The organism is Rhizobium sp. AQ_MP (assembly GCF_014237835.1).
GTDB lineage: Bacteria > Pseudomonadota > Alphaproteobacteria > Rhizobiales > Rhizobiaceae > Allorhizobium.
In genome coordinates this window covers 195,771-221,225 of record NZ_JACJVI010000002.1, presented here as the reverse complement: position 1 = coordinate 221,225, position 25,455 = coordinate 195,771, and the positions used below count along the sequence as shown (strand labels likewise).

Annotated in this window: 24 protein-coding genes; 9 read left to right on the top strand and 15 right to left on the bottom strand. The window is 62.7% G+C overall.

The annotated features are described in order from the left end of the window. Positions 1 to 5 precede the first annotated feature (5 nt). The 8 genes from H6M51_RS04145 to H6M51_RS04110 all read right to left on the bottom strand — a co-directional run bounded on the left by H6M51_RS04145 (position 6) and on the right by H6M51_RS04110 (position 12,949). Entirely contained in the window at positions 6 to 464 is a 459-nt protein-coding gene (locus tag H6M51_RS04145) for a tripartite tricarboxylate transporter TctB family protein (protein ID WP_185808627.1), read from the bottom strand. A gap of 102 nt (positions 465 to 566) precedes the next feature. Next, positions 567 to 1,547: a tripartite tricarboxylate transporter substrate binding protein BugD gene (locus tag H6M51_RS04140; protein WP_185808626.1), complete on the bottom strand. Its 981-nt coding sequence runs from the start codon at positions 1,545 to 1,547 to the stop codon at positions 567 to 569. 222 nt (positions 1,548 to 1,769) lie between these two features. Next, complete coding sequence (locus H6M51_RS04135) at positions 1,770 to 3,119, bottom strand: sigma-54 dependent transcriptional regulator (protein WP_185808625.1); 1,350 nt, start codon at positions 3,117 to 3,119, stop codon at positions 1,770 to 1,772. Continuing rightward, positions 3,116 to 4,936, bottom strand: coding sequence for an ATP-binding protein (locus H6M51_RS04130; RefSeq protein ID WP_407073551.1), 1,821 nt, complete (start codon positions 4,934 to 4,936; stop codon positions 3,116 to 3,118). Before H6M51_RS04130 ends, H6M51_RS04135 begins: the two co-directional genes overlap by 4 nt. 135 nt (positions 4,937 to 5,071) lie before the next feature. Next, positions 5,072 to 7,633: a HAMP domain-containing methyl-accepting chemotaxis protein gene (locus tag H6M51_RS04125; protein ID WP_210314718.1), complete on the bottom strand. Its 2,562-nt coding sequence runs from the start codon at positions 7,631 to 7,633 to the stop codon at positions 5,072 to 5,074. A 245-nt stretch (positions 7,634 to 7,878) separates the two neighbouring features. Next, positions 7,879 to 8,721 carry a 5-dehydro-4-deoxy-D-glucuronate isomerase gene (gene kduI, locus H6M51_RS04120; RefSeq protein ID WP_185808624.1) on the bottom strand — a complete coding sequence of 281 codons (843 nt, stop codon included), beginning with the start codon at positions 8,719 to 8,721 and terminating at the stop codon, positions 7,879 to 7,881. A 228-nt stretch (positions 8,722 to 8,949) separates the two neighbouring features. Next, complete coding sequence (locus H6M51_RS04115; protein ID WP_210314698.1) at positions 8,950 to 11,361, bottom strand: YbcC family protein; 2,412 nt, start codon at positions 11,359 to 11,361, stop codon at positions 8,950 to 8,952. 4 nt (positions 11,362 to 11,365) lie between these two features. After that, positions 11,366 to 12,949: a proton-conducting transporter membrane subunit gene (locus tag H6M51_RS04110; RefSeq protein ID WP_185808623.1), complete on the bottom strand. Its 1,584-nt coding sequence runs from the start codon at positions 12,947 to 12,949 to the stop codon at positions 11,366 to 11,368. Positions 12,950 to 13,073: 124 nt separating this feature from the next. Between H6M51_RS04110 and H6M51_RS04105 the strand changes: the two genes are divergently transcribed. From H6M51_RS04105 to H6M51_RS24940, 5 genes are all read left to right on the top strand, one after another. Continuing rightward, the gene (locus H6M51_RS04105) at positions 13,074 to 13,970 is read left to right on the top strand and encodes a LysR family transcriptional regulator (protein ID WP_185808622.1); all 897 of its coding nucleotides are present in this window, start codon (positions 13,074 to 13,076) and stop codon (positions 13,968 to 13,970) included. Between the two features lie 45 nt (positions 13,971 to 14,015). Then, positions 14,016 to 15,005, top strand: coding sequence for an FAD-dependent oxidoreductase (locus H6M51_RS04100; protein WP_185808621.1), 990 nt, complete (start codon positions 14,016 to 14,018; stop codon positions 15,003 to 15,005). A gap of 3 nt (positions 15,006 to 15,008) precedes the next feature. Further along, positions 15,009 to 15,440, top strand: coding sequence for a DUF3429 domain-containing protein (locus tag H6M51_RS04095; protein ID WP_185808620.1), 432 nt, complete (start codon positions 15,009 to 15,011; stop codon positions 15,438 to 15,440). Between the two features lie 132 nt (positions 15,441 to 15,572). Continuing rightward, the gene (locus H6M51_RS04090; protein ID WP_246780392.1) at positions 15,573 to 16,181 is read left to right on the top strand and encodes a sigma-70 family RNA polymerase sigma factor; all 609 of its coding nucleotides are present in this window, start codon (positions 15,573 to 15,575) and stop codon (positions 16,179 to 16,181) included. Continuing rightward, positions 16,178 to 16,372, top strand: a complete 195-nt coding sequence (locus H6M51_RS24940) for a zf-HC2 domain-containing protein (RefSeq protein ID WP_348644392.1) — start codon at positions 16,178 to 16,180, stop codon at positions 16,370 to 16,372. Before H6M51_RS04090 ends, H6M51_RS24940 begins: the two co-directional genes overlap by 4 nt. Here H6M51_RS24940 and H6M51_RS04085 read toward each other — a convergent pair whose 3' ends face one another. The 5 genes from H6M51_RS04085 to pcaD are packed head-to-tail and all read right to left on the bottom strand — an operon-like array spanning position 16,373 to position 20,019. Further along, positions 16,373 to 17,422 (bottom strand): 3-carboxy-cis,cis-muconate cycloisomerase, encoded by a 1,050-nt coding sequence (locus H6M51_RS04085; RefSeq protein ID WP_185808618.1) that lies wholly within the window; start codon positions 17,420 to 17,422, stop codon positions 16,373 to 16,375. A 19-nt stretch (positions 17,423 to 17,441) separates the two neighbouring features. Beyond that, the gene (gene pcaG, locus H6M51_RS04080; protein WP_185808617.1) at positions 17,442 to 18,056 is read right to left on the bottom strand and encodes a protocatechuate 3,4-dioxygenase subunit alpha; all 615 of its coding nucleotides are present in this window, start codon (positions 18,054 to 18,056) and stop codon (positions 17,442 to 17,444) included. After that, positions 18,056 to 18,805 (bottom strand): protocatechuate 3,4-dioxygenase subunit beta, encoded by a 750-nt coding sequence (gene pcaH, locus H6M51_RS04075; RefSeq protein ID WP_185808616.1) that lies wholly within the window; start codon positions 18,803 to 18,805, stop codon positions 18,056 to 18,058. Before pcaH ends, pcaG begins: the two co-directional genes overlap by 1 nt. Continuing rightward, positions 18,798 to 19,217 (bottom strand): 4-carboxymuconolactone decarboxylase, encoded by a 420-nt coding sequence (pcaC, locus tag H6M51_RS04070; protein WP_185808615.1) that lies wholly within the window; start codon positions 19,215 to 19,217, stop codon positions 18,798 to 18,800. Before pcaC ends, pcaH begins: the two co-directional genes overlap by 8 nt. After that, complete coding sequence (gene pcaD / locus H6M51_RS04065; protein WP_185808614.1) at positions 19,210 to 20,019, bottom strand: 3-oxoadipate enol-lactonase; 810 nt, start codon at positions 20,017 to 20,019, stop codon at positions 19,210 to 19,212. The genes pcaC and pcaD overlap by 8 nt, the downstream gene beginning before the upstream one ends. Positions 20,020 to 20,115: 96 nt before the next feature. Here pcaD and pcaQ point away from each other — a divergent pair, with 96 nt between their 5' ends. After that, complete coding sequence (gene pcaQ / locus H6M51_RS04060; RefSeq protein ID WP_185808613.1) at positions 20,116 to 21,039, top strand: pca operon transcription factor PcaQ; 924 nt, start codon at positions 20,116 to 20,118, stop codon at positions 21,037 to 21,039. A 3-nt stretch (positions 21,040 to 21,042) separates the two neighbouring features. Here the strand turns inward: pcaQ and H6M51_RS04055 are convergent, their stop codons facing one another. After that, the gene (locus H6M51_RS04055) at positions 21,043 to 21,804 is read right to left on the bottom strand and encodes an IclR family transcriptional regulator (RefSeq protein WP_185808612.1); all 762 of its coding nucleotides are present in this window, start codon (positions 21,802 to 21,804) and stop codon (positions 21,043 to 21,045) included. 132 nt (positions 21,805 to 21,936) lie between these two features. On the opposite strand from H6M51_RS04055, the gene H6M51_RS04050 reads away from it, so the two are divergent. From H6M51_RS04050 to pcaF, 3 genes are read left to right on the top strand one after another with little or no spacing between them, the layout of a single operon-like run. Then, positions 21,937 to 22,644, top strand: a complete 708-nt coding sequence (locus tag H6M51_RS04050) for a 3-oxoacid CoA-transferase subunit A (protein WP_185808611.1) — start codon at positions 21,937 to 21,939, stop codon at positions 22,642 to 22,644. After that, positions 22,641 to 23,342 carry a 3-oxoacid CoA-transferase subunit B gene (locus tag H6M51_RS04045; protein ID WP_185808610.1) on the top strand — a complete coding sequence of 234 codons (702 nt, stop codon included), beginning with the start codon at positions 22,641 to 22,643 and terminating at the stop codon, positions 23,340 to 23,342. Before H6M51_RS04050 ends, H6M51_RS04045 begins: the two co-directional genes overlap by 4 nt. Positions 23,343 to 23,354: 12 nt before the next feature. Beyond that, positions 23,355 to 24,560, top strand: coding sequence for a 3-oxoadipyl-CoA thiolase (gene pcaF, locus H6M51_RS04040; RefSeq protein WP_185808609.1), 1,206 nt, complete (start codon positions 23,355 to 23,357; stop codon positions 24,558 to 24,560). Between the two features lie 39 nt (positions 24,561 to 24,599). Here the strand turns inward: pcaF and H6M51_RS04035 are convergent, their stop codons facing one another. After that, positions 24,600 to 25,202 carry a DUF922 domain-containing protein gene (locus tag H6M51_RS04035; RefSeq protein WP_348644390.1) on the bottom strand — a complete coding sequence of 201 codons (603 nt, stop codon included), beginning with the start codon at positions 25,200 to 25,202 and terminating at the stop codon, positions 24,600 to 24,602. Positions 25,203 to 25,455 lie beyond the last annotated feature (253 nt).

Below are 25,455 nucleotides of genomic sequence, written 5' to 3'. Positions count from 1 at the left end.
CCTCCTCAACGGAACCAGGGGCCGAAACGTTCGAACGGCAGGCCGAGCCCGTAGCTGAACACGAGGACAGAGAAGAAGGTGATGCCGGCGGCCAGAGCCAGCGCCGCTGGAACCCTGAGGCGCTCCGACGCGAAGCTCGCGATGAAGGCGGCGACGAAAAGTGCCGGCACGAAACCAGCACCGCGCACCAGAAGGCCGAAGACGATCGGCGCCGGCAGGATGAAGAGCATGCCCCGCCAGGCAATCGCGCCGATCACCTCACCGGTGACCTTCACGGACTGAACCAGAATGACGACCCCGAGCAGGGTCAGAACGCCCGCAAGCACCAGCGGGAAATAACCGGGTCCCATGCGAAAAGCTGTGCCGAGTTCCAGCGACAGCGATTGAATGACGAAGAAGAGGCCGAGCCCGATGAACAGCAGACCACAGATGAGGTTGGCCGTGTCGAAGCGTAAGGATATCATGGTGTCCCCCGACAAAAGGCGCGGACGGGCTTAAGCGCACCGCCCGGCACGACAAGTCGCGGACCCGGTCTTGAAAACCGGATCCGCGCAGACGTGGATGGTTCAGTCGGCGTACTGGCCGGCAGCTTCGATGACCGGCTTCCAGCGGGCGATTTCGCCCTCCAGCTTGGCCTTCAGAGCCGCCGGGGTGACGTCGGCTTCAGGCGACGGCGCGGTGCCAAGTTCGGCAAAGCGGGCAGCCACGTTCTCGTCGGCCAGAGCCTTCTTCAGCGACGCGTTGAGCTTGTCGATCGCCTCAGCCGGCGTGCCCTTCGGCACGTAGACGCCATGCCAGATGCCGACCTGGAAGTCGTTGAGGCCACCTTCGGCAGCGGTCGGCACATCCGGCAGCACCGGCAGGCGCTCGGCGGACGTGACGGCATAGGCCTTGATCGTGCCGCCCTGGATCTGCTTCGTCGTGTTGGTGGTCTGGTCGCACATGATGTCGACCTGGCCGCCGAGCAGATCGGTCATGGCAGGACCCGTGCCCTTGTAGGGAACGGTGACGAGCGGGGTCTCGATCTGGCTCATGAACAGCATGCCGCAAAGATGCGAGGCAGCACCGATGCCGGCATTCGCGACGGTGACGGTGTCCTTGTTGGCCTTGACATAATCGACGAGACCCTTGAGGTCTGTCGGCTCAAAGTCCTTGCGTGCGACGATGGTCATCGGCACATCGGTGACGAGACCGACATAGTCGAAGGCATTGAGCGGATCATAGGCGAGCTTGCGATAGAGGGTGGCGCTGGTCGCCATGCCGATATGATGCAGAAGAATGGTGTAGCCATCCGGCTCGGAGCTCGCCACACGACCGGCACCCAGCGTGCCGCCGGCGCCGCCGACATTCTCGACGAGAACCTGCTGGCCGAGATCCTTGGACATGGATTCAGCGACGAGACGTGCGACCGTGTCGGTCGGACCGCCGGCGGCGAACGGCACGACCATGGTGATCGAGCGCTCAGGATAGGTCTGAGCCGATGCGGCTGCTGCGATGAAGGTTGCCGCAATGGCGGTCGCGCTGAAAAGCGACTTGAAGAAAATCATGAAAGCCTCCCGGTTCGATGGATCCTGCCGGTTCGGCTCCTCCCGCCGGCATTGGATGGCCCGATCTTCTTCAGGCGGAGGCGCGCCACAATCGCTGCGAAAGGAGAGTGTTAAGCTTTTCTGACCTGTCGCATCGCAACATGGGTAGATTTCCGCCCAAGAGGCTCAAGCGATGTGTGGATTTCCACCCATCGCCTGTCAAAACAGCCTGACAGTAGCGGGTCAATCGCGGCCGTCAAAGGCCAGACTCTTGTCGAGGCCATGCTTCTGCATCTTCTCGTAGAGCGTCTTTCGGGAGATCCCGAGCTGTTCGTAGACGGGTCTCAGGGCCCCGCCATGGGCACTGATGGCATTGGCGATCAGCTGCTTTTCATAGGCCGCCACCTTGTCGGCGAGGCGTGTATTGGCGTTTTCGAGACCTGCCGCACTGTCGAGCCCGGTTTCAAGCCCGAGCACCAGTCGGTCGGCAGCATTGCGCAATTCCCGCACATTACCCGGCCAGTCTCGCTCTGCGATCTCCGACAGGATCTCCGGCTCGACTTCCATGTCGTCGCGGCCGTAGCGCGCACAGGCTTCCCGCACGAGATGCAGGAAGAGCAATGGGATATCGGCCTGCCTCTGGGCAAGCGACGGCACGCGCAGCGTCACGACATTCAGCCGATAGAAAAGGTCGGCCCGGAAGCGACCAGCCGCCACCTCGCCTTCCAGATCCACCTTGCTCGTGGCGAGGAACCTGACATCGAGCGGTACGATTTCGTTCGACCCGAGACGCGTGATCGTCCGCTCCTGCAGCACGCGCAGGAACTTTGCCTGCAGATCGAGCGGCATGGAGCTGATCTCGTCGAGCAGTATGGTGCCACCCCGCCCATGCTCAAACTTGCCGTAACGCGCCCGGATGGCGCCGGGAAAGGCCCCGGCCTCATGACCGAAGAGTTCGCTCTCGATCAGAGTGTCCGGCAGCGAGGCGCAGTTGATGGCGAGAAACGGTCCCTTGGCCCGGCCGCTGACATCATGCAGACTGCGGGCCACGACTTCCTTGCCAACGCCGGTCTCGCCGATGATCAGCGCATCGGCTTCCGTCGCCCCGATCGCCCGCACGCGGTATCTGAGATCGACCATGACGGGCGTGCGCCCCGGAAGCCGAGTTTCGATGTCGTCGCGCTTGCCGGCGGCCGCCCTGAGGCGGCGGTTTTCCAAAACGAGCGAACGACGGTCCAGCGCATGCCGCACCACACCCGCCAGTGCATGGCTTGCAAACGGCTTCTCGATGAAATCATAGGCACCTTCGCGCATCGCCTTGACCGCGAGCTGCACCTCGCCATGGCCGGTCACCAAGATCACCGGAATTTCGTGATCGAGTTCCCGGATCCTGTGCAACAGTGTCATCCCGTCGATGCCCGGCATGCGGATGTCGGAGACGACGACACCATCGAAGCCGAAGCCGACACGCGCCAGCACCTCCTCGCCCGAGGCGAAGGCCTTGACCTGCAGGCCATGCAATTCGAGCGCCTGACTGGTGGAGAAGCGCAGCTCCTCCTCGTCATCGACGAGCAACACCAGACCTGAGTTCATTCCGCCGCCTCGTTCAATGCCTCTGCTTCCAGGAGCTCGATGCGGAACAGCGCACCGCCGCCCTCGCGCTGCCCGACCGTCAGGCTGCCGCCGAAATCCTTGATGATGTTGTAGGAAATCGAAAGCCCCAGACCAAGCCCCTTGCCGACACCCTTGGTGGTGAAGAAGGGATCGAAGATCCGCTCGACGATCGCAGCCGGCACACCCGGGCCACGGTCGGCGATCTCGATCACCACCCGCCCCTGATCCCGTCGCGCCGACAGCTCGATCCTGCGGTCATCGAGACCTTCCACGGCGTCACAGGCATTGGTGATGATGTTGACAAGCACCTGCTGCAGTCGCACCGAGCCGCCCTGCACAGGCGGCAACCCCGGCTCGAAGTTCAGCGACAGGGTTGCATCCGCCGTTCCGAGCCGGGCGGAGACGATTTCGAGCGTTTCCTCGACCACCTCCTTGATCGAGATGGGTCCGAGCTTCTCGTTCGGCTTGCGCGCGAAGTTTCGCAGGTGCCGCGAGATAGAGGCCATACGGTCGATGAGATTGGAAATCCGCCCGAGATTGTCGCGCGCCTCGGGGATCCTGTCGCGGTCGATCAGCATCGTAGCGCTGTCGGCATAGGTTTTCGCAGCAGCCAGAGGCTGATTGAACTCATGTGACAGGGCGGCCGACATCTGGCCGAGGCCCGCAAGCTTGCCGGCCTGGATGAGGTCCGCCTGTGTCTGACGCAATTGGCTGTTGACGCGCGCCAGGTCCGCCGTGCGTTCCTCGACCCGTCGCTCGAGCTCCGCCTGGGCCTCGATCTGCATATGCATCCGCTCCTGCAACCGCGCCCGGCGCTGGATGACGACGGCAAGCCCGAGTCCGAAGAGGCAGAGCGACAGGAGGATCGCGACCAGCATGGTACGGGCCTGGGCATGGATCGTGCCTGTATCGAACAGCACCTTCACCGTCCAGTCGGCGCCCGGCATATACTGCTCAAGCACCAGATACTCCCGCGTGCCACTGGCCTGGCTGACGGTCATCAGCACATGCTCCCCGAGTGTACTGCGCCTGATCGGCAGTTCGCGCAGCACCGCATCGGCATATCGGCGCGAAGCCGAAGTACGCTCCAACCGCTCCGGGGTCAGCGGCTGCACCGAGGAATACAGCCATTCCGGGTTCCCGGTCATGAAGATGATGCCCTCGGGGTCGTGGACCAAGATCTTGTACTGGCCGCCTCGCCACGACGTTTCGATTCCCTCGATATCGACCTTGAAGGCGATCACACCGCGGATGACACCATCCACTTCGATGGGCGAGGAGAAGTAGTATCCGCGCTTCAGGGACGTCGTGCCGAGCGCATAAAACCGCGCCTGCTTGCCGGCAGCTGCTTCGAAGAAATAAGGGCGATAGCTGAAGTTCTCGCCGACGAAGCTCGCCGGTCCGTCGAAATTGCTGGCAGCGATCGTTTTGCCATCCATGGTCATCACATAGATGTCCGAGGATTCGAGCAGCGTGTTGATCTCCTTCAGATAGAGATTGGCCGCCTCGCGGAGCGCCGGATTGCCGGGATCCAGCACCAGTTCCTTCATGTCCTCGTGGTCGGCAATGAGCGCCGGCAGCGTCTCGTAGCGGCTGAGGTGACCGGAGAGCGCCGAGGTCGCAAGGCGGAGCGCGCTGTCGGCCTGCAGGGAGGCCTCCGTCATGACGTTCTGCGTCAGGACGCGATTGCCGATGGTCATAAGCAGCATGCTGGCCGTGACGAGAACGATGACCAGCGCGACAATCATGCGCCGCGCGACAGCAAGCCGCCGTTGGGGTGGTAGCGTTCCGCTCATCAAGTCCTCAGTCCTCCTGCGGCAGAAGGATAGCGGTCCGGCAACCGCTTTCCAAGACGGCGTGACAAAGCGCCGGAAAAGGAAAAGCCGCCGGGACGACCCGACGGCTTGTTGCTCCAGATCCTGGCGTTCCTGTCAGGCCGCCCGGCTATGCGAATGCGGAGCCTGCCTGCGACCTTCCGGTGCGAGTTTGAACTGGTTCACCAGCTGCATCAGCGCATCCGCTTCGTCCGCCAGCTGACGGGTCGCGGCATTGGTCTCTTCCACCATCGCCGCGTTGCGTTGGGTCATCTGGTCCATTTCGTTCACCGAGGAATTGACCTCGGCCAGTGCGTTCGACTGGTCACGGCTTGCCATGGCGATGACCGAGACCCGGTCGGCAACCGTGATGATGTTGGCCGAGATCTCGGCAAGCACGGCCCCGGTCTGCTGGACCAGCTTGGAGCCGGCGGATACTTCCGTGCTCGACTTGTGGATGAGGTCCTTGATCTGCTGGGCAGCCCCCGCCGAACGCTGCGCGAGTTCGCGCACTTCCTGTGCGACGACGGCAAACCCCTTGCCGGCCTCGCCGGCACGGGCAGCTTCGATCCCAGCGTTCAGCGCCAGGAGGTTGGTCTGGAAGGCAATCTCGTCGATCACGTCGATGATCTGCACGATCTGGCCAGAGGCGTCCTCGATCCGACCCATGGCATCGATTGCGTTTCCGACTACGGTCGACGATGTGTCCGCACGGCCCTTGGTATCGGCCACGATGTTGTTCACTTCCTCGGCCCGCTCGGCCGACGACTTGACGGTGACGGTGATCTCGTCGACGGCAGCGGCGGTTTCCTCAAGTGACGCCGCCTGCTGTTCGGTGCGCTTGGCAAGCTGGTCGGCCGCACTGCTCATCTCCGCAGCATTGCGCTGGATCATGTAGGTATTGGAACGGATCTGCGTCATCGTATCCTGCAGATGCTCCAGCGACTGGTTGAAGTCGTTGCGCAACTGCTCGAGACGACCGTGGAACGGCGTGTCGATGGTCTCCGAGATATCGCCCTTGGCAAGGCGACCGAGGCCGGACGCCAGCGCGTTGACGGCGAAGTCGATCTGGCGATCGATCTCCTGCTTTTCGAGATCGTTGCGACGACGCTCGTCCTCGGCCTGGGCACGCTCGGCTTCGCTGCGGCTTTCGATTTCGATCTTCGACAGCGCATTCTGCTTGAAGACGCCGAGCGCACGCGCCATCTCGCCGATTTCGTCGACACGCGCCTCGCCATTGATCTTGGTATCGAGCACGCCTTCGGCCAGGCGACGCATGGCGCCGGTGATCTGGCCGATTGGACCCTTGAAGGTGAGCACCAGGCCGATACCGGCAAAGATCGAGATCAGGATACCAAGCGCGGTCGCGCCGATCGAGATGGAGTTCGCTTCCTGGCGCTCCTGGCCTGCGGAGACCTTCTGCGTCTCGGCAAAGCTCGTCAGGTGTTTCCAGATAACATTGAGATCGGCACCGGCCTGCTGGAAGCTGACATTCCGGTCCTGGCTGACCTTGACGAAATCGACACTGGCGGCTGCCATCTGATCGACGACGGGTCCGAGCTCCTGCGCCGCCTTGACCATATCTGGCTGATCAGCGGCCGTCTTTTCGAGCGCAGCCAGCGCCGACTTCAGTGCGGAGAACTCTTTGTCGAGCAAGGCGCGATTCTCCTGGCTCGGCTCGAGCAGGAAGCGAGCCATCATGATCTGCAGACCATAGCCGGCCGACTGCAGCATGCGTCCGTCGGCAATGACAGCCTGAGCCTTGGCAAGCGGTGCATCCAGTTCGCCGAACTTGATCGTCGCTTCCTTCATCTTCTGCTGGGCAGCCAGGCCGAGATAGGCGTTGAGCTGGGTGAAATTGCGCAGCTGTCCGGCAACTGCCGTCACCGCAGCTTCGGAGCGGTCCGTACCGGCAAGAGCTGTCTTCAGCTCCCCGCCGATCTTTTCGAGCGTCTTCGCGGCAGACTGGTTCGCCTTTGGCAGGACGGCTGCAAGTACCTGCTGGCGGGCAAGGATCTCATCGATCCGCGCAGAAATCACGGCGAACTTCTCATCCGGCGACTTGGCCTTGGTGAAAGCGGAGTTGGTCTCCGTCAGGAAGGTGCCGGTGCTGCGAATGCTCTCGGCATCCCGCAACATCGTCTTTGCGGCTGCGTCATCGGCCTGCACTGCCTGATCCAGCGACACCATGGCGGTGGCCATCTGGGTCTGGAAAGCGACGACCTTGGCGGTGCCGGTCTGCAGCGACTGAACCAGGTTCGCCTTCTCGCCGTGCAGACCCCAGAGGCTATCGATGTGCGCGAAGACCTTTGTGATCAGGCTGGATGCCTGCTCCAGCTCCGACCGACCATCCGCATCTGGGGAGAGCTGCGAAAGCGTGGTATCGAGATCCCGCTTCTGTTGCTCGAGCCGTCCGGTCAGGTCGGCCTTTGCGGCATCCGTCGTATCGGCGAGAAAACTGGTCATTGAAGCCGAAACGTCGCGAAACCCGCTGAGGGACTGCAGGACGCTGTTGGAGATCTCGATACGGCCTTGGAGGAGACCCGAGGCATAGAGACCCGTAAAGCCAACGGCAGAAATGCTGATGACGAAAGGCAGGATGAAAATCAGGACCTTCGTCTGGATGTTGAAGCGCGACAGTATACGATCGATGAACACGATGATGGTCTCCTCCGACATCGGAAACGCCGAAACGAACTTCCCGATGTCCATGTCTGAATCTTTTGGATCATGGGACGCGAGAACTAAGATGAGCTTAATGAGAAGCTCTCAAAACCATCAATTGGCAGCCTCAAGCTGCCACCAACGCCACCTCCCGATTTACAACCTGGATTTGAAACGCGTGGCGCAGAAGCGCATCCGGGATGGCCGATCCTGAATGCGCAGCAAGGCAGCATGCATCCCGGACACGCTCTGGGCGTGTGTCAGCGCATATCCTCAATGGCGACAGGATCCACATCCGTATAGTCGACATTGTCGCCGGCCATCGCCCAGATGAATGAGTAATTGGCAGTGCCCGCACCGGAATGGATCGACCAACCGGGAGAAAGAACGGCTTCCTCGTTTTTCATGATGAGATGACGCGTCTCATCGGGTTCGCCAAAAAGGTGGAAGACCCGCGTCTTTTCCGCCATGTCGAAATAGAGATAGACCTCCATGCGGCGGTCATGCACATGGCAGGGCATGGTGTTCCAGACGGAACCCTTGGCGAGACTGGTCATTCCCACCACCAGCTGACAGGTCCTGACACCTTCGGGGTGCACGAACTGGAAGATCGAACGTTCATTGCTCGTCTCCTGCGCCCCGAGATCGAGCCGCTTCGCGTCACCGATCCCGATATGTCGTGCCGGATACCGGCTATGGGCGGGCGCGCTCAGCAGATAGAACTTTGCCGGCCGGTCGGCCGAAACGGAGGCGAAGCTGACCGAAGATCCCATGCCGGCATAGACCATGTCGCGGGTCCCGACCTCGAAGCGTTCGCCATCGACCGTCACGACGCCGGCGCCGCCTATGTTCACAGCGATCAGTTCACGCCGTGCAAGGAGTTCTGGCGTGCCGGCCGGCTTGATCGTCTCCAGCACCAGTTCAGACGTCACAGGCACGGCACCACCGACGATCATGCGGTCGTAATTGGTGTAATGCAGCTGAATGTGGTCGGGCACGAAAAGAGGCGGCAGCAGAAAATTCGAGCGCAATTCAGCCGTGCCGAAGCTCGCGGCAGTGATTGGATTAATCGCAAAGCGATTGGTGAAGTCGGTATGCGACATCGGAACTCCCATGCATGTTTATGAAGTCATCATACATGTGAGAGGAAGTCGAACAAGATCGAAAAATCTTTTCATTGCAGCAGCAAGAGACCGACGCATCGGTCCCCCAGGCGAAAGTTATAGGATAGGTTTGGCAGACCTTGCCGTTTTGAGCCCAACCGGCCGTTTCGCCCTTAAGCCGGTCCCGGGGCTGCCGAGCCCGGGGACCGGCAGCCACGACAAGCCACGTCAGCTCGCGGCCTTCTGTTGAAGCTCCGCAGCGCCAGGACGGACATCCGTCCAGCCGAGATTGCCGGCATAGCGCCAGGCCATCTGCCCCTGCTCATCGAGCGCGAAGAGATGCAGCCAGCCATTGTCGAAGAGGGCGCGCACCTGGGCATGCCGCTTCAGGATGTCGGTGATCGCCTCCTTCGGCGCCTCGACGGCAACGGTCAACCGCAGCGGCTCGTGGACGAAATTCTCCCCATCATGCACCGACTGCCAGGGAAGCCCGGCGCGCATATTGCCGCCATTGCCCTCGACGACACCGATGCCACCAACGACATTGTGCAGGAGCTTGTTGCCGGCACCAAAGAGCGACGGCGCGACGCAAGAGCCGAAATACTGCAGGCTGATCCAGCTTGCGACGACGACGGGAGCCGTCAGGATGAGTTCGAGGATCTTGAAGCCCTCATCCTTCTTCCAGACATAGTCGTGCAGGAAGGCCTGACCTTCCAGCGACCGGCCTGCAGTCCGCGAGCGCGGTGCCGCGATAAAGGCGCGGCACCCGGCAAGTCCGAGCTCCGGCCGGACTTCCGACCAGTCCTTGCTGCGCTCGATGACACGGTCCGCCGTCGCCCGCGGGAGACGCCGCGCCCGCTCTGCCCGCGTCAGGCTGCCGGCCTGGGCAAGCCACTGTCGGATGCGAACGATGTCTTGAGGCAGAATGTCGTTCTCGAGGTCGTCGTCGAACAGTGTCACCGTATCGGTGGTCGTATCGTGCAGGCCACCGAGGAAGACGGTGTCGGCCGGGATGGCGATCCCGTTGGCGACAAGCTTTTCCCGCACGGCGCGATCGTTCAAGAGATCGGCCAAGAGACGCGCGTTGACATCACCCGCATACCCGCCGCAGGCGCCGCAGTGAAGGGCGCTGGCATAGGGGTTGTTGACCACATTGGCGCCGTGGCCGGCGATCAGCACGAAGCGGCCGAAACCTTCCGTCAGCGACATCGCCTTCAGCACCGTTTCGGCAACCACCGCACGGGTATCCAGATCGAGGCTCGGCGCAAAGCGCGGCTTGGCTGCATCAGGACCTTTGCCCTTGCCGAAACCGAGACCGTCACGCATCAGCTTGCCGGCATAGACCGGACCCATCGCCTCGACGAAGGCGAAGGAGGAGACGGCCGCGAGTTTGAAGCGACCCCAGGCGCGGGTGGCGCGGGCGCTGAATCGCGCCTGCTGATCGGCTTCCTCGTCGTGATCCACAGCGCTGCAGCTGAAGACCGAGGGCTTCAGGAGAACCGGCAGACGATGTTCGGCAACGTCGGAGGCAAAGCCCTTGTGGCTGGCGCCGAGACCGAAGAAGCCGGCAAAACCGAGCGTGCGAACGGCCGGATCGACGCTTTCGAGCGCGCGCCGGAAGACTTCCGACCGCACGTCGATGCAGAAGGCCGCCTGCAGCACCGGCCGCAACTCGGCGACCTTGACCGTCGAGGGTGCTGCAAGCGTTGCAGCGAGCTTTCGTTGTGTTGCCCGCTCCGCCGCCATCTGCAGCAGCCCGTCGACGATGGTGTCGAAATCAGGGCTGACCGGCTCGGCATGGCTCCGCCGGACCTGCTGCCACTCGCTTTCGATCGCGGTCTTGTGCTGGGCGTAAAGGGCCTCTTCGAAGACCAGCCGGATCGCGAGCAGCTCGAGCGCCGTCGTATCCGTGCGGCCTTCGACTTCCGCCTTGAACTGGATGTGCCGCGCATACTGCGCCCAGCCGCCGACGGTCAGCAGAAGCTGATGGAAGTAGGTGCCGGGCTCGGCGCCGAGGCCGAGCGAAACGGCGGCCCGCTCGATCGCCCCCTCAGGGGTTTCCGGCGTTTCGTCGACATGAATGCTGAAGCCCTTCAGCCCCATTATCTCCGGCGTCAGGTCATGCGTCGCAAAGGCGCGCCAGGCAGCATAGAGCCCGTTGCGCCGGGATGCCGCCCAGAGTGCCTGCCCCTGGTCGAAGAAGCCGGCCGCAAAGGTGCCGATCCGCTCGGAGATCAAACCCGGCCAATCTTTGCCCGTGGCCCGCGCGGCAAGTTCCGCTATGGTCGGGAGTGCGGCAACCGGCTGCGGCTCTTCGGCAAGGGCAGCCTTTAGCGCCGGCAGGTCGATCCGGTTGAACAGCGTGCTCGACTGCAGTGCTGCCACCAGATCCTCGTCCGTGATCTCGCCCTTGGCGAACAGGTCGGCATAGTGCTTGCGTGGCAGGGCCAGCCGGACGCCGCCGATCCGGGCCAGCCGGGCTGCGGTATGATCCAGCGTCTCGCTGATCTGGCCGAGGAAGGGGTTGACGGCAACGGTCGCCGTCAGCGGCCAGGCCGGCGGGATCGCCCGCACGGCCTGATCTGCCGCCCGGGCTAGCGCTTCGCCATGCAGGGTGTCGATAGTGGTCATATCGGTCATCGGTTCACTCCTTCACGGAAGCAGGCGTTGCGGAGGTGGTGCGCGGAAGCGTCCAGCCACCGAGCAGGCGATCGAAGAGGGCATTCACATAGAGGCCGTTGGCGAGATGGACCCTGAGGCCCGCTGCTGCCGGATGATAGGCCCAGAGCGGGAAGAGCGACTGGGCGACAGCGACCACGCCGAAGGTAACGACGGCCAGCAGCATCAGCGTCCATTCGAGCGGCCCGGGCTGCGGGGTCGCCGGCAGCGTCCCGAGCATCAGCTTGTCGGAAATGCGCTGCAGAGCGAAATAGGCCGTCGCCGCGGAGATCGAGTAGAGTGAGGTTCGCCAGGTGAGCGCCCGGGGGGCGGCGTCGGCCAAACCTTGTGCGATCAGATAGGCGACGCCGAAGATAAGGATCGCACCGAGCGCAAGCGCCTGCGGCGGCTTGTCGGCAAAGCCGAACAGCAGACCAATAACGGCGTAGATCGCGAGAGCCAGCAGGAAGGCGCGGCCGACAGCCTTGGCGTTCGGGATCGCGACTGGCCCTGGCCGCCGTATCGAGGCGACTTTCTCGATGGCCGACCCCGAGGCGAGGAAGGCATGCGCCTTGTAGAGCGAGTGGGCGACAATGTGCAGCAGCGCGATCGGGAAGAGTGCCAGGCCACACTGCAGGATCATGAAGCCCATCTGCGCGACCGTCGACCAGGCGAGCGAGGTCTTCACCGCCGACTGGGTGAGCATCACGAGACTGCCGAACAGCGCCGTAAAGCCACCGACCATGACCAGCACCGCAAGCACCACCGGCGCCTGCAGCATGACATCGGCAAAGCGGATCAGGAGGAAGCCGCCGGCATTGACGACGCCGGCATGCAGCAGGGCCGAGACCGGCGTCGGCGTTTCCATGACTTCTGTCAACCAGCCATGGGTGGGGAACTGCGCAGACTTCAGAAGTGCGGCGACTGCAAAGAGCGCCGCGGCAGCAATCGTCAGCGGGAGGCCCTCGCCTTCCCGCGCAGCGGCAAGGATCGTCGCGATGTCGCCGGTGCCGAAGGAAATCGCAAGCAGGATGACGGCGCCGATCAGCGCGGCATCACCCGTGCGCGAGACGATGAACTTCTTGCGCGCAGCCCGCTGGGCCGCGATCCGCTCCGGATAGAAGAGCAGCAGCTGATGGAGAAGCAGGCTGGTCGCGACCCAGCCGATGACGAGCTGCAGCAGCGTGCCAGACTGGACGAGCAGCAGGACGGCGGCGAGCGTCGCGGTCATCCAGCCGGTGAAAGGGCCCTGCCGCTCTTCCCCGTCGAGGAAGGTGCCGGCATAGCGCAGCACCACCCAGCCGATAAAGGAGACAAGCAGCAGCATCACCAGGCTGACGAGGTCAAGCTGCGAGGCTAGCGCGAAGTAGCTGTAGCCGATTGCCGGGCTGGTGCCCGGCCCCTGGAGGAAGAGGACAATCGCGGAAAGGACCGCGACAAGAATGGAGCCGAGCGCGGCGAATTCTGCAATGCGGATTGCGAGACGCGGGCGAAGCCCGGGCGCCTTGAAGGCGTAATAGGAAGCACCGGCAAGCAATAGCGGTGCGAGAAGCGGCAGAGCATGGATCACGGGACATCTCCGGGCTGGTCCGCTGCATGGGAGGAGGCAGCGGCGATCTCACAGAGCTGTTATCAGTGACGTGTTCACAATAAAAATTCATTGTTTCTCTAAATTCGTTCTATAAAATAGAATAATGTCAGAGCTGAACTATCACCACCTCCGCTATTTCCGCGCCGTCGCCCATGATGGTAATCTCACGCGCACGGCGGAACGGCTGAATCTGTCGCAATCGGCACTCTCCATCCAGATCAAGCAGCTGGAAGAGCGCTTGGGCCATTCCCTCTTCGAGCGTCGTGGTCGACAGCTGTATCTCACGGAAGCAGGTCGCATCGCTCTCGACCATGCCGACACGATCTTTTCCGCCGGCGAAGAACTTGTGGAAACGCTGAAGGAGACCGGCAGAACCCGCCGTGCCATCCGCATCGGCGCGCTCGCCACCCTCTCCCGCAACTTCCAGATGGAGTTCCTGCGCCCGATCCTGGGACGCTCCGACGTAGATATGATCTTGCGCTCCGGCAGCACCAGCGAGCTTCTCGGCGCGCTCGAAGCGCTGAACCTCGACATCGTCCTCCTCAATCAGGCACCGATGGCCGACTCGGTGACCCCCTTCATCGCCCAACACGTTTATCAGCAGCGCGTCAGCCTGATCGGCAAGCCGTCCTACGGCAAACCGGGCGCCACACTCGGCGATCTGCTCGCCGAGCATCCGGTAATCCTGCCGACGCTCGAAAGCGGTGTGCGCTCGCAATTCGAAGCGCTGGTCGCGCGCCTCGGCATCACCCCGCAGATCGCGGCGGAAGTCGACGACATGGCGATGATGCGTCTTCTGGCCCGCGAAGGGGCGGGTCTAGCCGTTCTGCCGCCGATCGTCGTCAAGGGCGAGCTCGAAGCCGGCACGCTGGTAGAGTTCGACGCCCTGCCCGGCATGATCGAATCCTTCTTTGCCGTCACAGTGAGGCGTCGCTTTCCGAACCCTCTCATCCGGCCACTGCTGGAAGCGAGCGAAGACGGCAAAACCGCTGGCGCCTGAACAACGTAAAGCTCAAGCACATCAAGCATTTGAGAAGGGGACCGCGTGAAGACGTCCATTGCCATCATCGGAGCCGGGATTGCCGGCATCACGCTCGCGCGGGCAATCTCACACGCTGCCGACGTCACCATCTTCGAAAAGAGCCGGGGCCTCGGCGGTCGCATGGCAAACCGCCGACGCGAGGGTTTTGCCTTCGATCACGGCGCCCAGTATTTCACCGCCCGCTCGCCGGCGCTCAAGGCGACTGCGAAACAAGCGGTAGCACAAGGCCATGCCGGCATCTGGCCAAAGGCAGTTCACACGCTGAAAGCAGACGGCCTTGTGACGGACACCCGCGCACCTGAGCCTCGCTATGTCGGCGTTCCCGGCATGAGCGCTTTTGCCAACGGATTGGCCGATGGGCTCCATATCCGCAAGGACACGACCGTGGCGCGCCTTGCAGCATCCGAGGGGGGCTGGGCGCTGAGCGATAACGAGGGCCATGACCTTGGCCGCGTCGATCTCGTCGTCTCCACCGCCCCCGCCCCGCAGACTATCAGGCTGATGCCGGAGACCTTTGCTGGCAATGCCGCGCTGAAAACCGTCGAAATGAGCGGCTGCTTTACCCTGATGATCGGCCTCGAAGGCCCGCTGGACCTCGGCTTCGAGGCCGCGCGCATCGAGGATCCCGTGCTCAGCTGGATTGCCGCTGAGGCAGGCAAGCCCGGTCGATCCGACAGGACCGCACTCACCATCCACAGCCGAAACGATTGGGCCGAAGCCAACCTGGAACGCGACCGCGGCGAGGTACAGGCCGAGATGCTCCAGTCGCTCAAGCAGCTTATGGGTCAGGACCTCTCGGCCGCCACCTGGATCGACCTGCACCGCTGGCGCTACGCCAATGTCGAGAAGCCGGCGGGCCAGTCTTTCCTCTTCGATGAAGCCCTCGGCCTCGGCGCCTGCGGCGACTGGTGCCTCGGGAACCGCGTCGAGGCCGCTGTCGAAAGCGCCACGGCCCTCTCGGAACGGCTGAAGCGCCGCTTGCAAGGAGCCTGACCCATGTATCGCGATCCGACCATCACCAAACTCCTCACCTATTCCGGCGCGCTGCCCTTCTGGGCGCTCGCTTTGGCGCAGGTGCTCGGCTACCAGCCTTCGCTCGCCGCCAATGCCTTCATGGCCTATGGGACGGGGATAGCCTGCTTCATGGCCGGCACCCTTTGGAGCCAGGCGCAGAACCGCAGCCAGAGCCCCAAGGTCATGCTGCTCGTCAGCAACATCCTGGCACTCGCCGCAATCGGAGCGCTTCTGCTCTTTGCCTTTGCGCCCAAGACAGCTCTCGCGATTCAGGCCTTCGTTTTCCTGGGAATGCTCGCCGCAGATCTGGATTTCCATCGCAAGAGCGACCAACCGGCCTGGTATCTGACGCTCCGTCGCAACGTCACGCTCATTGTGCTTGCGGCCTATGCCCTCGTTATCATTCTGACATGAGATTTTTTTCGCCTGCCCTGTAAGATCCTCCAGGGGACCGACGACAAACGGGGGCATGCCATGTGGCATGCGGCTCTGAACGGCGCGGACGATGCCCGGGGGATCAAGATGAGGAATGCGGGTGAGCAGGACATGACAGGTGGGAATGGTGCGGCGGCACCCTTTCTGGCCGATGCAGTCTACATGGCGGAACTGCGCGAGCGGATGCTCAGGTTTGCAAGCCTCCAGCTTGCCGATCCCGGCCTTGCCGAAGATGCCGTGCAGGAGGCCTTGGCCGGCGCCCTGCGCAACGCCAAGGCATTTGCCGGTCGCTCCGCCTTTCGCACCTGGGTTTTCGCCATCCTGCGCAACAAGATTGCCGACCAGATCCGCTTCAAGCGCCGCCAGTCACAGATGATCGCCATGCCGCTGGGCAACTTTCCCGATGAGGACGAACCGCGCTACTTCGATGCCAAGGGCCACTGGGCACCGGAAAACAGGCCGAGCGACTGGGGGAATCCCGAGGTCGAACTTCTGGGCAAGGATTTCTGGCGGGTGTTCGAGACCTGCCTCGACCATCTGCCCCCTGATCAGGGTCGCGTCTTCATGATGCGCGAATTTGTCGAGATGGAGACATCGGAAATCTGCGCCGAGGTCGGGATCACCACGACCAATCTGCATGTGCTCATGCATCGCGCCCGGCTGCGGCTGCGCAACTGCCTCGAGGGCCACTGGTTCGCACCAAAGGAGAGCCTGTCATGATGTGTGAAAACGCTACAAAGCTGGCTTCCGATCAGTTGGACCGGCGTCTCTCCATCCGTGAGACCGTGGGCCTCAAGCTGCATCTTATGAAGTGCGGCGCCTGCTCAGGCTTCACAAGACAAATCGGGGTCCTGCGCAAGGCAACCCGTCGCTATGTAGCGACAGACGCCTCGGATCCGGGAGGCCGCTGATCAGCGATCACCCAGCTTCTCGATCGACTGGAGGATATCATTGGCAAGCCGTGTCGCCGCCCCCGCCGCAATCGCCATCTGCGGCAGGATCATCCATTCGAGCGTCCAGGCCGCCCCCGAGCGCTCCTGCTCATGCACCAGCGCCTGATGCAGGCCGGAGATCTGCACGGCGTTGAACCGCGCCAGCGTCACCAGCACTTCCGCCTTCACGGGATTACGCTTGTGCGGCATGGCGGAGGACGCACCGCCGCCGCCGATGACAGCCGTACCATTGTCCGCCATCAGCGCCAGATCCTGACCGAGCTTGCCGAGGCTGCCGGTGATCTGGGAGAACAGCCCGCCGATCTCGGCAATCATGGCGCGCTGGCTATGCCATTGCGGCCTGTCCGATAGGTGAAGGAGCCCGGCAAGGCGCGCGCGCACCGCAGGGCCTTTGTCACCCAGTTTTTCCAGCGTCCCGGCGGCGCCTCCGAACTGCAGAGGAAGTCCGGCCTTGAGCAGACCCTGCACGGCAGCGCGGTGCGCGACTATCGGCTGCTTCCAGCTTTCGATGCGATCAGACACCGTGATCGGGATCGCCGCCTGCATGCGCGTGCGCCCCATCAGAGGCTGAGTGCCGAAGCGCCCATCAAGACCGTCGAGCGCCGCGATGATCGCCGCGAGACGCTGATCAACGGTCGACAGCACTCCCTCGAGCCTCAGCATCAGACTGGTATCGATGGCATCCTGGCTGGTCGCACCGAAATGCAGATGCGTGCCCTGTTCGCCGAGCGCCGCCCGCCATTGCCGCACGAGATCGGGGATCACGACACCGTCGCGCCCGATCGACTGCTTGAGAGCATCAAGGTCGCCGACGAACTGTTCCTGAAGAAGCGCAATGGCGGCAGCAGCTTCGGCCGGGATCAAGCCTTCCGCAGCTTCCGCTTCGGCAAGCGCCACCTCGAAACGCAGCATGGCCGAAAGCTCGGCGGCGGCCGAGAACTGCGCGCCGATCTCATCATCGCCCAGCAGGCCTGATAGGATCGGGTGGTCGAAGACGGATGCGGTCATGCTGCTATCGAGGCCTTTTTCAGATGTCGAAGAAGACCGTCTCCTTCTCCCCCTGCAGGTGGATGTCGAAGTGATAGGTCGAACCGTCCCGCTGCGCAATCAGGGTCGGCACGCGCACGCGATGTTCGATGCGCGCAAGGATCGGGTCCTCGGCATTCGCCGCTTCTTCGTCGCCAAAGTAAAGACGCGTGTTGAGGCCGAGATTGATGCCGCGCGCGACGATCCAGAAGGAGATATGCGGCGCCATAAGGCGTCCATCCCGGAACGGCACGCGACCCGGCTTGATCGTCTCGAAGCGGTATTCGCCGGTCGCAAGATCGCAAGGGCAGCGGCCCCAGCCGGTGAAATTCGGATCGGCACTGCCACGCGTCTCGGACGGGCTGTTGTAGAACCCCTCGGCATCCGCCTGCCAGATTTCGATCAGCGCATCCTTGAGCGGCGTGCCCGAGCCATCGATGACGCGACCGGTCACGGTGATGCGCTCGCCGCGCGTCTTGTCGTTGACCATAGAAGTACCAAGATCGACCGGATAAACGCCCTTGATATCGGCGAAGTTCGGCGTGAGGCCGATATGGACGTAAGGGCCGGCCGTCTGCGAGGCGCTTTCCTTGAGGTAGCCGAGATCCTGGACCATCAGTTCCCCTCCATCCGGTTTTCAAACAATGTCGAACGACGTCCGCGCAGGACGATGTCGAACTTGTAGGCGCGCGCATCCATCGGAATGGTTGCCGACCAATCAAGCGCCGCGACTAGCTGCTCGATCGCCGCACGATCCGGGATCGTCAGCACGATCGGACACTTCCAGATCATCGGATCACCCTCGAAATACATCTGGGTGATCAGACGCTGCGAAAACCCGTGACCGAAGATGGAGAAATGGATATGCGCCGGGCGCCAGTCGTTGACACCGTTCGGCCATGGATAAGGACCGGGTTTGATCGTGCGGAAAGCATAGTAGCCGTTCTCGTCGGTGATCGTGCGCCCGCAGCCACCGAAGTTGGGGTCGAGGGCCGCGAGATAGCTTTCCTTCTTGTGGCGATAGCGCCCGCCGGCATTGGCCTGCCAGAATTCGACGAGCGCCCCCGGAACCGGCCGTCCGCGCTCATCGAGCACGCGGCCATGCACGATGATACGCTCGCCGATCGCGCTCTCGCCGGGCTTGGCGAAGTTGTGGATCAGGTCGTTGTCGAGCTCACCCAGGATGGAATGGCCGAAAACCGGGCCGGTGATTTCGGACTTGGTACCATCCAGCGACAGAAGCGCCTTCTGCGGCGAGCGCAGGACGGAGGTCTTGTAGGTCGGGGTATAGGCGGGCGGATGCCAATTGCGATCGCGCGGAAAGAAGGCGCCCGATTCCGGCTTCTTGTTCGGCTGATCAGTCATGGCTCCCTCCCATAGGCTCGCCGGCATCCATCTGTTCAAACACGTGTTTGGCGATCTTGAAAGCCCTGTTCGCAGCGGGAACGCCGGCATAGATGGCCACATGCATCAAGGCTTCCGTGATGTCCTCGCGGCTCGCACCCGTATTGGCGGTGGCGCGCACATGCATGGCAACCTCTTCGTCATGGCCGAGTGCCGCCAGAAGCGCGATGGTGATCATCGAGCGCTCGCGCGCGCTGATGCCGGGGCGTGACCAGACAGTGCCCCAGGCGCCCTCCGTGATCATGTCCTGAAATGGCTGATCGAAGGGCGTGGCCGAGGCCGAGGCGCGATCGACATGGGCGTCCCCCAACACGCGGCGACGGGTGACCATGCCCTGCCGATAGCGATCAGATGGACTGCGGGCATCAGCCATGGGCTGCCTCTCCTGAAATGACGGGCGCAAGAAAGGCCTCGATGATGGTGGTAAGCAATTCCGGCTGCTCGACACAGGGGATGTGTCCGGCATCCTTGATGACTTCGTAGCGTGCGCCGGGCACGAGCTTGGCGAGCGACAGCACGAGATCGGGCGGCGTCGCCCCATCCTGATCGCCGACCACGCAAAGCGTCGGAACGGCAATCCGGGCAGCAGCGGCGGTGTAATCGGCATCGCGGATCGCAGCACAGGTGCCCACGTACCCCTCCACCGGCTGGCGGAGCATCATGTTGCGAAATCCTGGAAAAGACGGATCACTGGCGCGGAAGGCCGGCGTGAACCAGCGCTCCATGACTCCATCGACAATACCGTCAAGTCCGGCGTCTTCGATGGCCTTGATGCGGGCTGCCCACATCTCGGCCGTGCCGATCTTGTGAGCCGTGTCGCAAAGGACCAGCGCCTTCACCAGATCCGGACGACGGGCATAAATCCCCTGAGCGATCAGCCCACCGACGGAGAGCCCGCAGACAACGGCATCGCTCACCTTTAGATGCTCCAGCAACCCGATCAGGTCATCCACATGGTCTTCGATCGAGTACGGGGCCTCACCGACATCCGAGAGACCATGGCCGCGCTTGTCATAGGTCAGCAGCGGATAGCTGCCGGCGAGGCGAACGATCACATCGCGCCAGATGCGAAAATCCGTGCCCAGCGAATTGATGAAGACGATGACCGGCTTGTTGCCTGGTCCACCGATGATCTGGTGATGCAGGCTCACGCCATTGACCTGAACGAATTGCACGGGTTTCTCCTCCGTTGACAGCATATTGCTCGTGCGGTTTGGTTAGGTAAAATGATGTTTTTCACCCTATTCCTAACCGCAGGGTTATGTTTTGCAATGATCGACAATCGCGTGAAATTTCGCCATCTGCAGACCTTCGTCGAGGTAGCACGCCAGAAAAGCGTGATGAAGGCGGCGGAACTGCTGCATGTCAGCCAGCCAGCGGTGACCAAGACCATCCGCGAACTCGAGGAAGTGCTGGGCGTAGCGGTCTTCGAAAGGGACGGTCGCGGCATTCGGATCACCCGCTATGGTGAGGCATTCCTGAAACATGCAGGTGCAGCACTCACCGCGCTCCGCCAGGGCTTCGATTCCGTTTCCCACGCTCTGCATGCCGATGCCCCACCCATACGCATCGGTGCCCTGCCGACCGTCTCCACCCGCATCATGCCGCAGGCGATGACATTGTTCCTGAAGGAGGACGTGCCGGCCCGCATCAAGATCGTCACCGGCGAAAACTCGGTCCTCTTGGAGCAACTGCGGGTCGGCGACCTCGACCTCGTCGTCGGACGCTTGGCAGCACCGGAGCAGATGACAGGCTTTTCTTTCGAACACCTCTATTCCGAGCAGGTGATCTTCTGCGTGCGTGCCGGCCATCCGCTGCTCTCAGCCGGCTCTGACCTCTTCGGAGAACTCGAACGCTATCCCGTGCTGATGCCGACGCGGGCATCGATCATCCGCCCCTTCGTCGAGCGTTTCCTGATCGCGAACGGCATCTCCGGCCTGCCCACCCAGATCGAGACGGTATCCGACAGCTTCGGCCGCGCCTTTGTGCGCCAGACGGATGCCATCTGGATCATCTCCGCTGGAGTCGTGGCGACGGACCTTGCCGATGGCACGCTGGCAGCCCTGCCGATCGACACAAGCGAAACCAAAGGACCGGTCGGCCTCACGGTCCGGGCAGACGCCGTCCCCTCCATGCCGCTGGCGCTTCTGATGCGCACGATCCGCGAAGCCGCAGCGGAAGCGGCAAAAGCTTGACGGTCAGGGCAGCAGCGGCTTGAGCATAGCCTGCATGTCCAGCATCGCCGGTAGGCAATGGGCCGACAGATCGGCAGCGGGCAGAATGGCAGCCGGCGCGCCGACATTGATCGCAGCCACCACCCGGCCGCGGTCGTTGCGGATGGGAACCGCGATCGAACAGAGACCGATCTCCAGCTCCTGATCGATCACAGCATAGCCCTGCTGCCGAACCTTGCCGATCTCCTCCTTCAGCAAACGCGGATCGGTCAGCGTTCGGGGCGTATGCGCCTTCAACTGCGAGGCGGCGAGTATCGCATCCACCTCGGTGTCCGAAAGCGCCGACAGCAGCACCCGGCCCATCGACGCGCTATAGGCCGGCAGCCGCGAGCCGGGCATCAGATTGATCGACATGACCCGCTTCTGGGCGGCACGGGCGATGTAGACGATCTCGGTATTGTCGAGGATGGAAGCCGAGGCGCTGTGCCCCACACGCTCGGACAGTTGATCGAGATGCGGCTGCAGCAGAACCGGCAGCGGCGTGGCCGACAGCCAGGCATGGCCGATCCGCAGGATCTTCGGCGTCAACGAGAAGAACTTACCGTCATAATCGGCATAGCCTAGCTCCGAAAGCGTCAACAGGCAGCGCCGGGCAGTCGCGCGATCCAGCCCGCTGATATCAGAGGCGTCCGTGATGCTCAGTCGCTGGCGCTCGGGGCCGAAGGCTTCGAGCACCTTCAACCCCTTGACAAAACCACCCATCAGATCGCGCTCTCCGACAGCCATTAGCCACTCCATCTTGTGCGATTATCGAACAAATATCAATTATCGCACAAACCACTTGCTGTCGATGGCTGAGCGGACCTATTTGTTGGTGAGGACGCGGCAGAGCCGCAGCCAGAGGAAACGGGAGTTCCCATGGACAAGAGAATTGCAAACCTGGCGCACGCCGTGGCGGGCATCGGCGACGGCGCGACCGTCATGATCGGCGGCTTCGGTGGCTCCGGCGCACCGATCGAGCTTATTCACGCGCTGATCGACAAGGGCCCGAAGAACCTGACGGTCATCAATAACAATGCCGGCAACGGACGCATCGGCATTGCCGCGATGATCGACGCCGGCATGGTCAAGAAAATGATCTGCTCCTTCCCGCGCTCATCCGATCCGCGCGCCTTTACCGACCGTTACCTCGCCGGTCAGATCGAGCTGGAACTCGTGCCGCAGGGTACGCTCGCCGAGCGCATCCGCGCCGGCGGCGCCGGCATCCCCGCCTTCTACACCCCGACAGGCTTCGGCACGGAACTGGCCGAAGGCAAGGTGATTGCAGAGTTCGATGGCCGCAAATATGTGCAGGAGCGCTGGCTGAAGGCCGACTTCGCCATCGTCAAAGCGCATCTCGGCGACACGCATGGCAACCTCACCTACCGGATGGCCGGCCGCAACTTCAATCCGCTGATGTGCATGGCCGCCGCCAAGACCATCGCCCAGGTCTCGAAGATCGTGAAGCCCGGCGAAATTGATCCCGAGCAGGTGATCACCCCCGGCATTTTCGTCGATGGCGTCGTTGAAGTCGCCAACCCGCAACAGGAAGAAGAGCTCATCCGAGCCGGAGTGGCCTACACATGACCGACGCAGCTGCAATCGACACCCGGGAGGACATCAAGCTCTCCAACGCCCAGATCGCCTGGCGCGCCGCCCAGGACATTGAGGACGGTGCCTATGTGAACCTCGGCATCGGCTTCCCGGAAATGGTCGCCAAGTTCCAGCCTGAGGGACGCCAGGCGATCTTCCACACTGAAAACGGCGTTTTGAACTTCGGTGAAGCCCCGCCCGCCGGCGAGGAGGACTGGGACCTGATCAATGCCGGCAAGAAGGCGATCACCCTGAAGCCGGGTTCCGCCTTCTTCCACCACGCCGACAGCTTTGCCATGGTCCGCGGCGGCCATTTGGATGTCGCAATCCTCGGCGCCTATCAGGTGGCCGAAAACGGCGACCTCGCCAACTGGCGCGTCGGTTCCAAGGGTGTTCCCGCCGTCGGCGGCGCCATGGATCTGGTGCATGGCGCAAAGCAGGTCGTCGTCATCACCGAACACGTCACCAAGGACGGCAAGCCGAAGCTCGTCGAGCGCTGCAGCTTTCCGTTAACCGGCGTCGGCTGCATCACCCGCGTCTATACGAGCCATGCCGTGATCGACATCGTCGACGGCCGCTTCGTCGTGCGTGAAAAGCTCGCCGCCATGACCATGGACGAGCTGCAGGCGATGACCGGTGCCAGGTTGCATACCGACGGTCCGGTTGCCGACCTCGTCGTGCCCGCGCTGTAAGGAGCATAAGTCATGACCGAAGCCTTTATCTGCGATTACATCCGCACGCCCATCGGCCGTTTCGGCGGCTCGCTCTCCTCCGTCCGTGCCGATGATCTCGGCGCCGTACCGCTGAAGGCGCTGATGGAGCGCCATGCCGGCATCGACTGGGAAGCCGTCGAGGACGTGATCTTCGGCTGCGCCAACCAGGCCGGCGAAGACAACCGCAATGTCGCCCGCATGTCCGCCCTGCTCGCCGGTCTTCCCGTCTCCGTCACGGGCACTACGATCAACCGCCTCTGCGGCTCCGGCATGGATGCCGTCATCACGGCCGCGCGCGCAATCAAGTCGGGCGAGGCCGAGCTGATGATCGCAGGCGGCGTCGAAAGCATGAGCCGCGCGCCTTTCGTCATGCCTAAGGCTGACACGGCGTTTTCGCGCAATGCCGAGATCTACGACACCACGATCGGCTGGCGCTTCGTCAATCCACTGATGAAGAAGCAATACGGCGTCGATTCCATGCCGGAGACCGGCGACAATGTCGCGATCGACTTCAAGGTCTCCCGCGAGGATCAGGACGCCTTCGCCGTGCGCAGCCAGGCCAAGGCAGCGGCAGCGCAGGCCAATGGTCGGCTGGCGAAGGAAATCGTGGCGGTCACCGTGCCGCAGCGCAAGGGTGATCCCATCATCGTCGACCGCGACGAGCATCCGCGCGCGACCTCGGTCGAGGCGCTCGCCAAGCTGAAGCCGGTCAACAAGATGGAAGGCGCCAGCGTCACCGCCGGCAACGCGTCCGGCGTCAATGACGGGGCCGCCGCCCTGATCATCGCCTCGGAAGCTGCGGTGAAGAAATATGGCCTGAGCCCGATCGCCCGAATCCTGGGCGGTGCAACCGCTGGCGTTCCGCCGCGAATCATGGGCTTCGGCCCCGCGCCGGCCTCGAAGAAGCTGCTCGCCCGCCTCGGTCTCACACAGCAGCAGATCGACGTGATCGAGCTGAACGAGGCCTTCGCATCTCAGGGCATCGCAACCCTCCGCGATCTCGGCATCGCCGATGACGACCCGCGCGTTAATCGCAACGGCGGCGCGATAGCACTTGGCCACCCGCTCGGCATGTCGGGCGCCCGCATCGCCGGAACGGCGGCCCTGGAACTCAGGGAAACAGGCGGGCGCTATGCACTGTCCACCATGTGCATCGGCGTCGGCCAGGGCATCGCGATTGCCCTGGAACGGGTCTGACACAAGATTGAAGGCGCCCCATGCGGGCGCCTTTTCAATTCAGGGATTGAGAAAGGTCAGGATCAGCTGATGCACCGCCCCACCCGGTGACATCTCGATCTGATCATATTCGCTGTGGCGCGCAACATGCGCATCCGAAATCGGCTTCAGCTGCGCCTGAAGGGCCGCGCGCACCTTCTTGCAGCCAGGATCGATTTCATCGCGCAAGCCGATCGACACATCCTGGATCTGCTGGGTCAGGTCCTTCATGAACTGACCATGCAGTTTCTCGTGGGTCACGATGCCGTCATAGAAGGCCTGCCACTTCGCCGCCACCTCAGGCGACAGCGTCTGCGCCGGCTTCGGCAGGGTATAGGTGATGATCAGTTTCGGTTTTGCGGATGCCAGCACGCAGGCCTGTCCCTGCTGTTGATAGTCCCGCTGCCACGTAAGCTTGAACGTTGTGTGGGCGATCACCCGCCCGAGACTGAGCTTTGGTCCCCGCTCGCCGATCGACTGGTAAAGCTCCATCGGCGATGTGCCGCTGACTTTGTAATGCTCGATCTTCTCTGTCGCCTGCCACCCCTGTGCAGCAGCTGGCATTGCTGCGATGAGAACCGTCAAAAGCGCCGAGAGCACCGGGAATGGGGATGTAGCGGTCACGAACTGCTCCTTCAATCGGGCTTCGTGATAGCCGCGCGACGGCATAATCGCAACGAGGATGTGACGAAGTCGTTATCCTTTCGCTGGAATTTGATAACCGGCGCTTACCGCAATTTTAACGGGTCCTGATATAGAAACCGTGCAGGGAATGACGAGGAAAGCAGACAAGCGTGGACACAAAAGGGACACAGCAGGATCTCCGGACGCGTCTCGGGCAGTGGCTGGATCTACTGAAGGTTCCAAATGGGAATCC

Coding starts and splice junctions, on each gene's coding strand:
- pcaG (WP_185808617.1), bottom strand. CDS start 18,056: ATGGTCCAGGATCTCGGCTACCTCAAGGAAAGCGCCTCGCAGACGGCC.
- H6M51_RS04055 (WP_185808612.1), bottom strand. CDS start 21,804: ATGGCTGTCGGAGAGCGCGATCTGATGGGTGGTTTTGTCAAGGGGTTG.
- H6M51_RS04085 (WP_185808618.1), bottom strand. CDS start 17,422: ATGACCGCATCCGTCTTCGACCACCCGATCCTATCAGGCCTGCTGGGC.
- H6M51_RS04045 (WP_185808610.1), top strand. CDS start 22,641: ATGACCGACGCAGCTGCAATCGACACCCGGGAGGACATCAAGCTCTCC.
- kduI (WP_185808624.1), bottom strand. CDS start 8,721: ATGTCGCATACCGACTTCACCAATCGCTTTGCGATTAATCCAATCACT.
- H6M51_RS04050 (WP_185808611.1), top strand. CDS start 21,937: ATGGACAAGAGAATTGCAAACCTGGCGCACGCCGTGGCGGGCATCGGC.
- H6M51_RS04125 (WP_210314718.1), bottom strand. CDS start 7,633: ATGTCGGAGGAGACCATCATCGTGTTCATCGATCGTATACTGTCGCGC.
- H6M51_RS04115 (WP_210314698.1), bottom strand. CDS start 11,361: ATGACCGATATGACCACTATCGACACCCTGCATGGCGAAGCGCTAGCC.
- H6M51_RS04130 (WP_407073551.1), bottom strand. CDS start 4,936: ATGAGCGGAACGCTACCACCCCAACGGCGGCTTGCTGTCGCGCGGCGC.
- H6M51_RS04135 (WP_185808625.1), bottom strand. CDS start 3,119: ATGAACTCAGGTCTGGTGTTGCTCGTCGATGACGAGGAGGAGCTGCGC.
- H6M51_RS24940 (WP_348644392.1), top strand. CDS start 16,178: ATGATGTGTGAAAACGCTACAAAGCTGGCTTCCGATCAGTTGGACCGG.
- pcaQ (WP_185808613.1), top strand. CDS start 20,116: ATGATCGACAATCGCGTGAAATTTCGCCATCTGCAGACCTTCGTCGAG.
- H6M51_RS04145 (WP_185808627.1), bottom strand. CDS start 464: ATGATATCCTTACGCTTCGACACGGCCAACCTCATCTGTGGTCTGCTG.
- H6M51_RS04140 (WP_185808626.1), bottom strand. CDS start 1,547: ATGATTTTCTTCAAGTCGCTTTTCAGCGCGACCGCCATTGCGGCAACC.
- H6M51_RS04105 (WP_185808622.1), top strand. CDS start 13,074: ATGTCAGAGCTGAACTATCACCACCTCCGCTATTTCCGCGCCGTCGCC.
- pcaH (WP_185808616.1), bottom strand. CDS start 18,805: ATGACTGATCAGCCGAACAAGAAGCCGGAATCGGGCGCCTTCTTTCCG.
- pcaF (WP_185808609.1), top strand. CDS start 23,355: ATGACCGAAGCCTTTATCTGCGATTACATCCGCACGCCCATCGGCCGT.
- H6M51_RS04095 (WP_185808620.1), top strand. CDS start 15,009: ATGTATCGCGATCCGACCATCACCAAACTCCTCACCTATTCCGGCGCG.
- H6M51_RS04090 (WP_246780392.1), top strand. CDS start 15,573: ATGACAGGTGGGAATGGTGCGGCGGCACCCTTTCTGGCCGATGCAGTC.
- pcaC (WP_185808615.1), bottom strand. CDS start 19,217: ATGGCTGATGCCCGCAGTCCATCTGATCGCTATCGGCAGGGCATGGTC.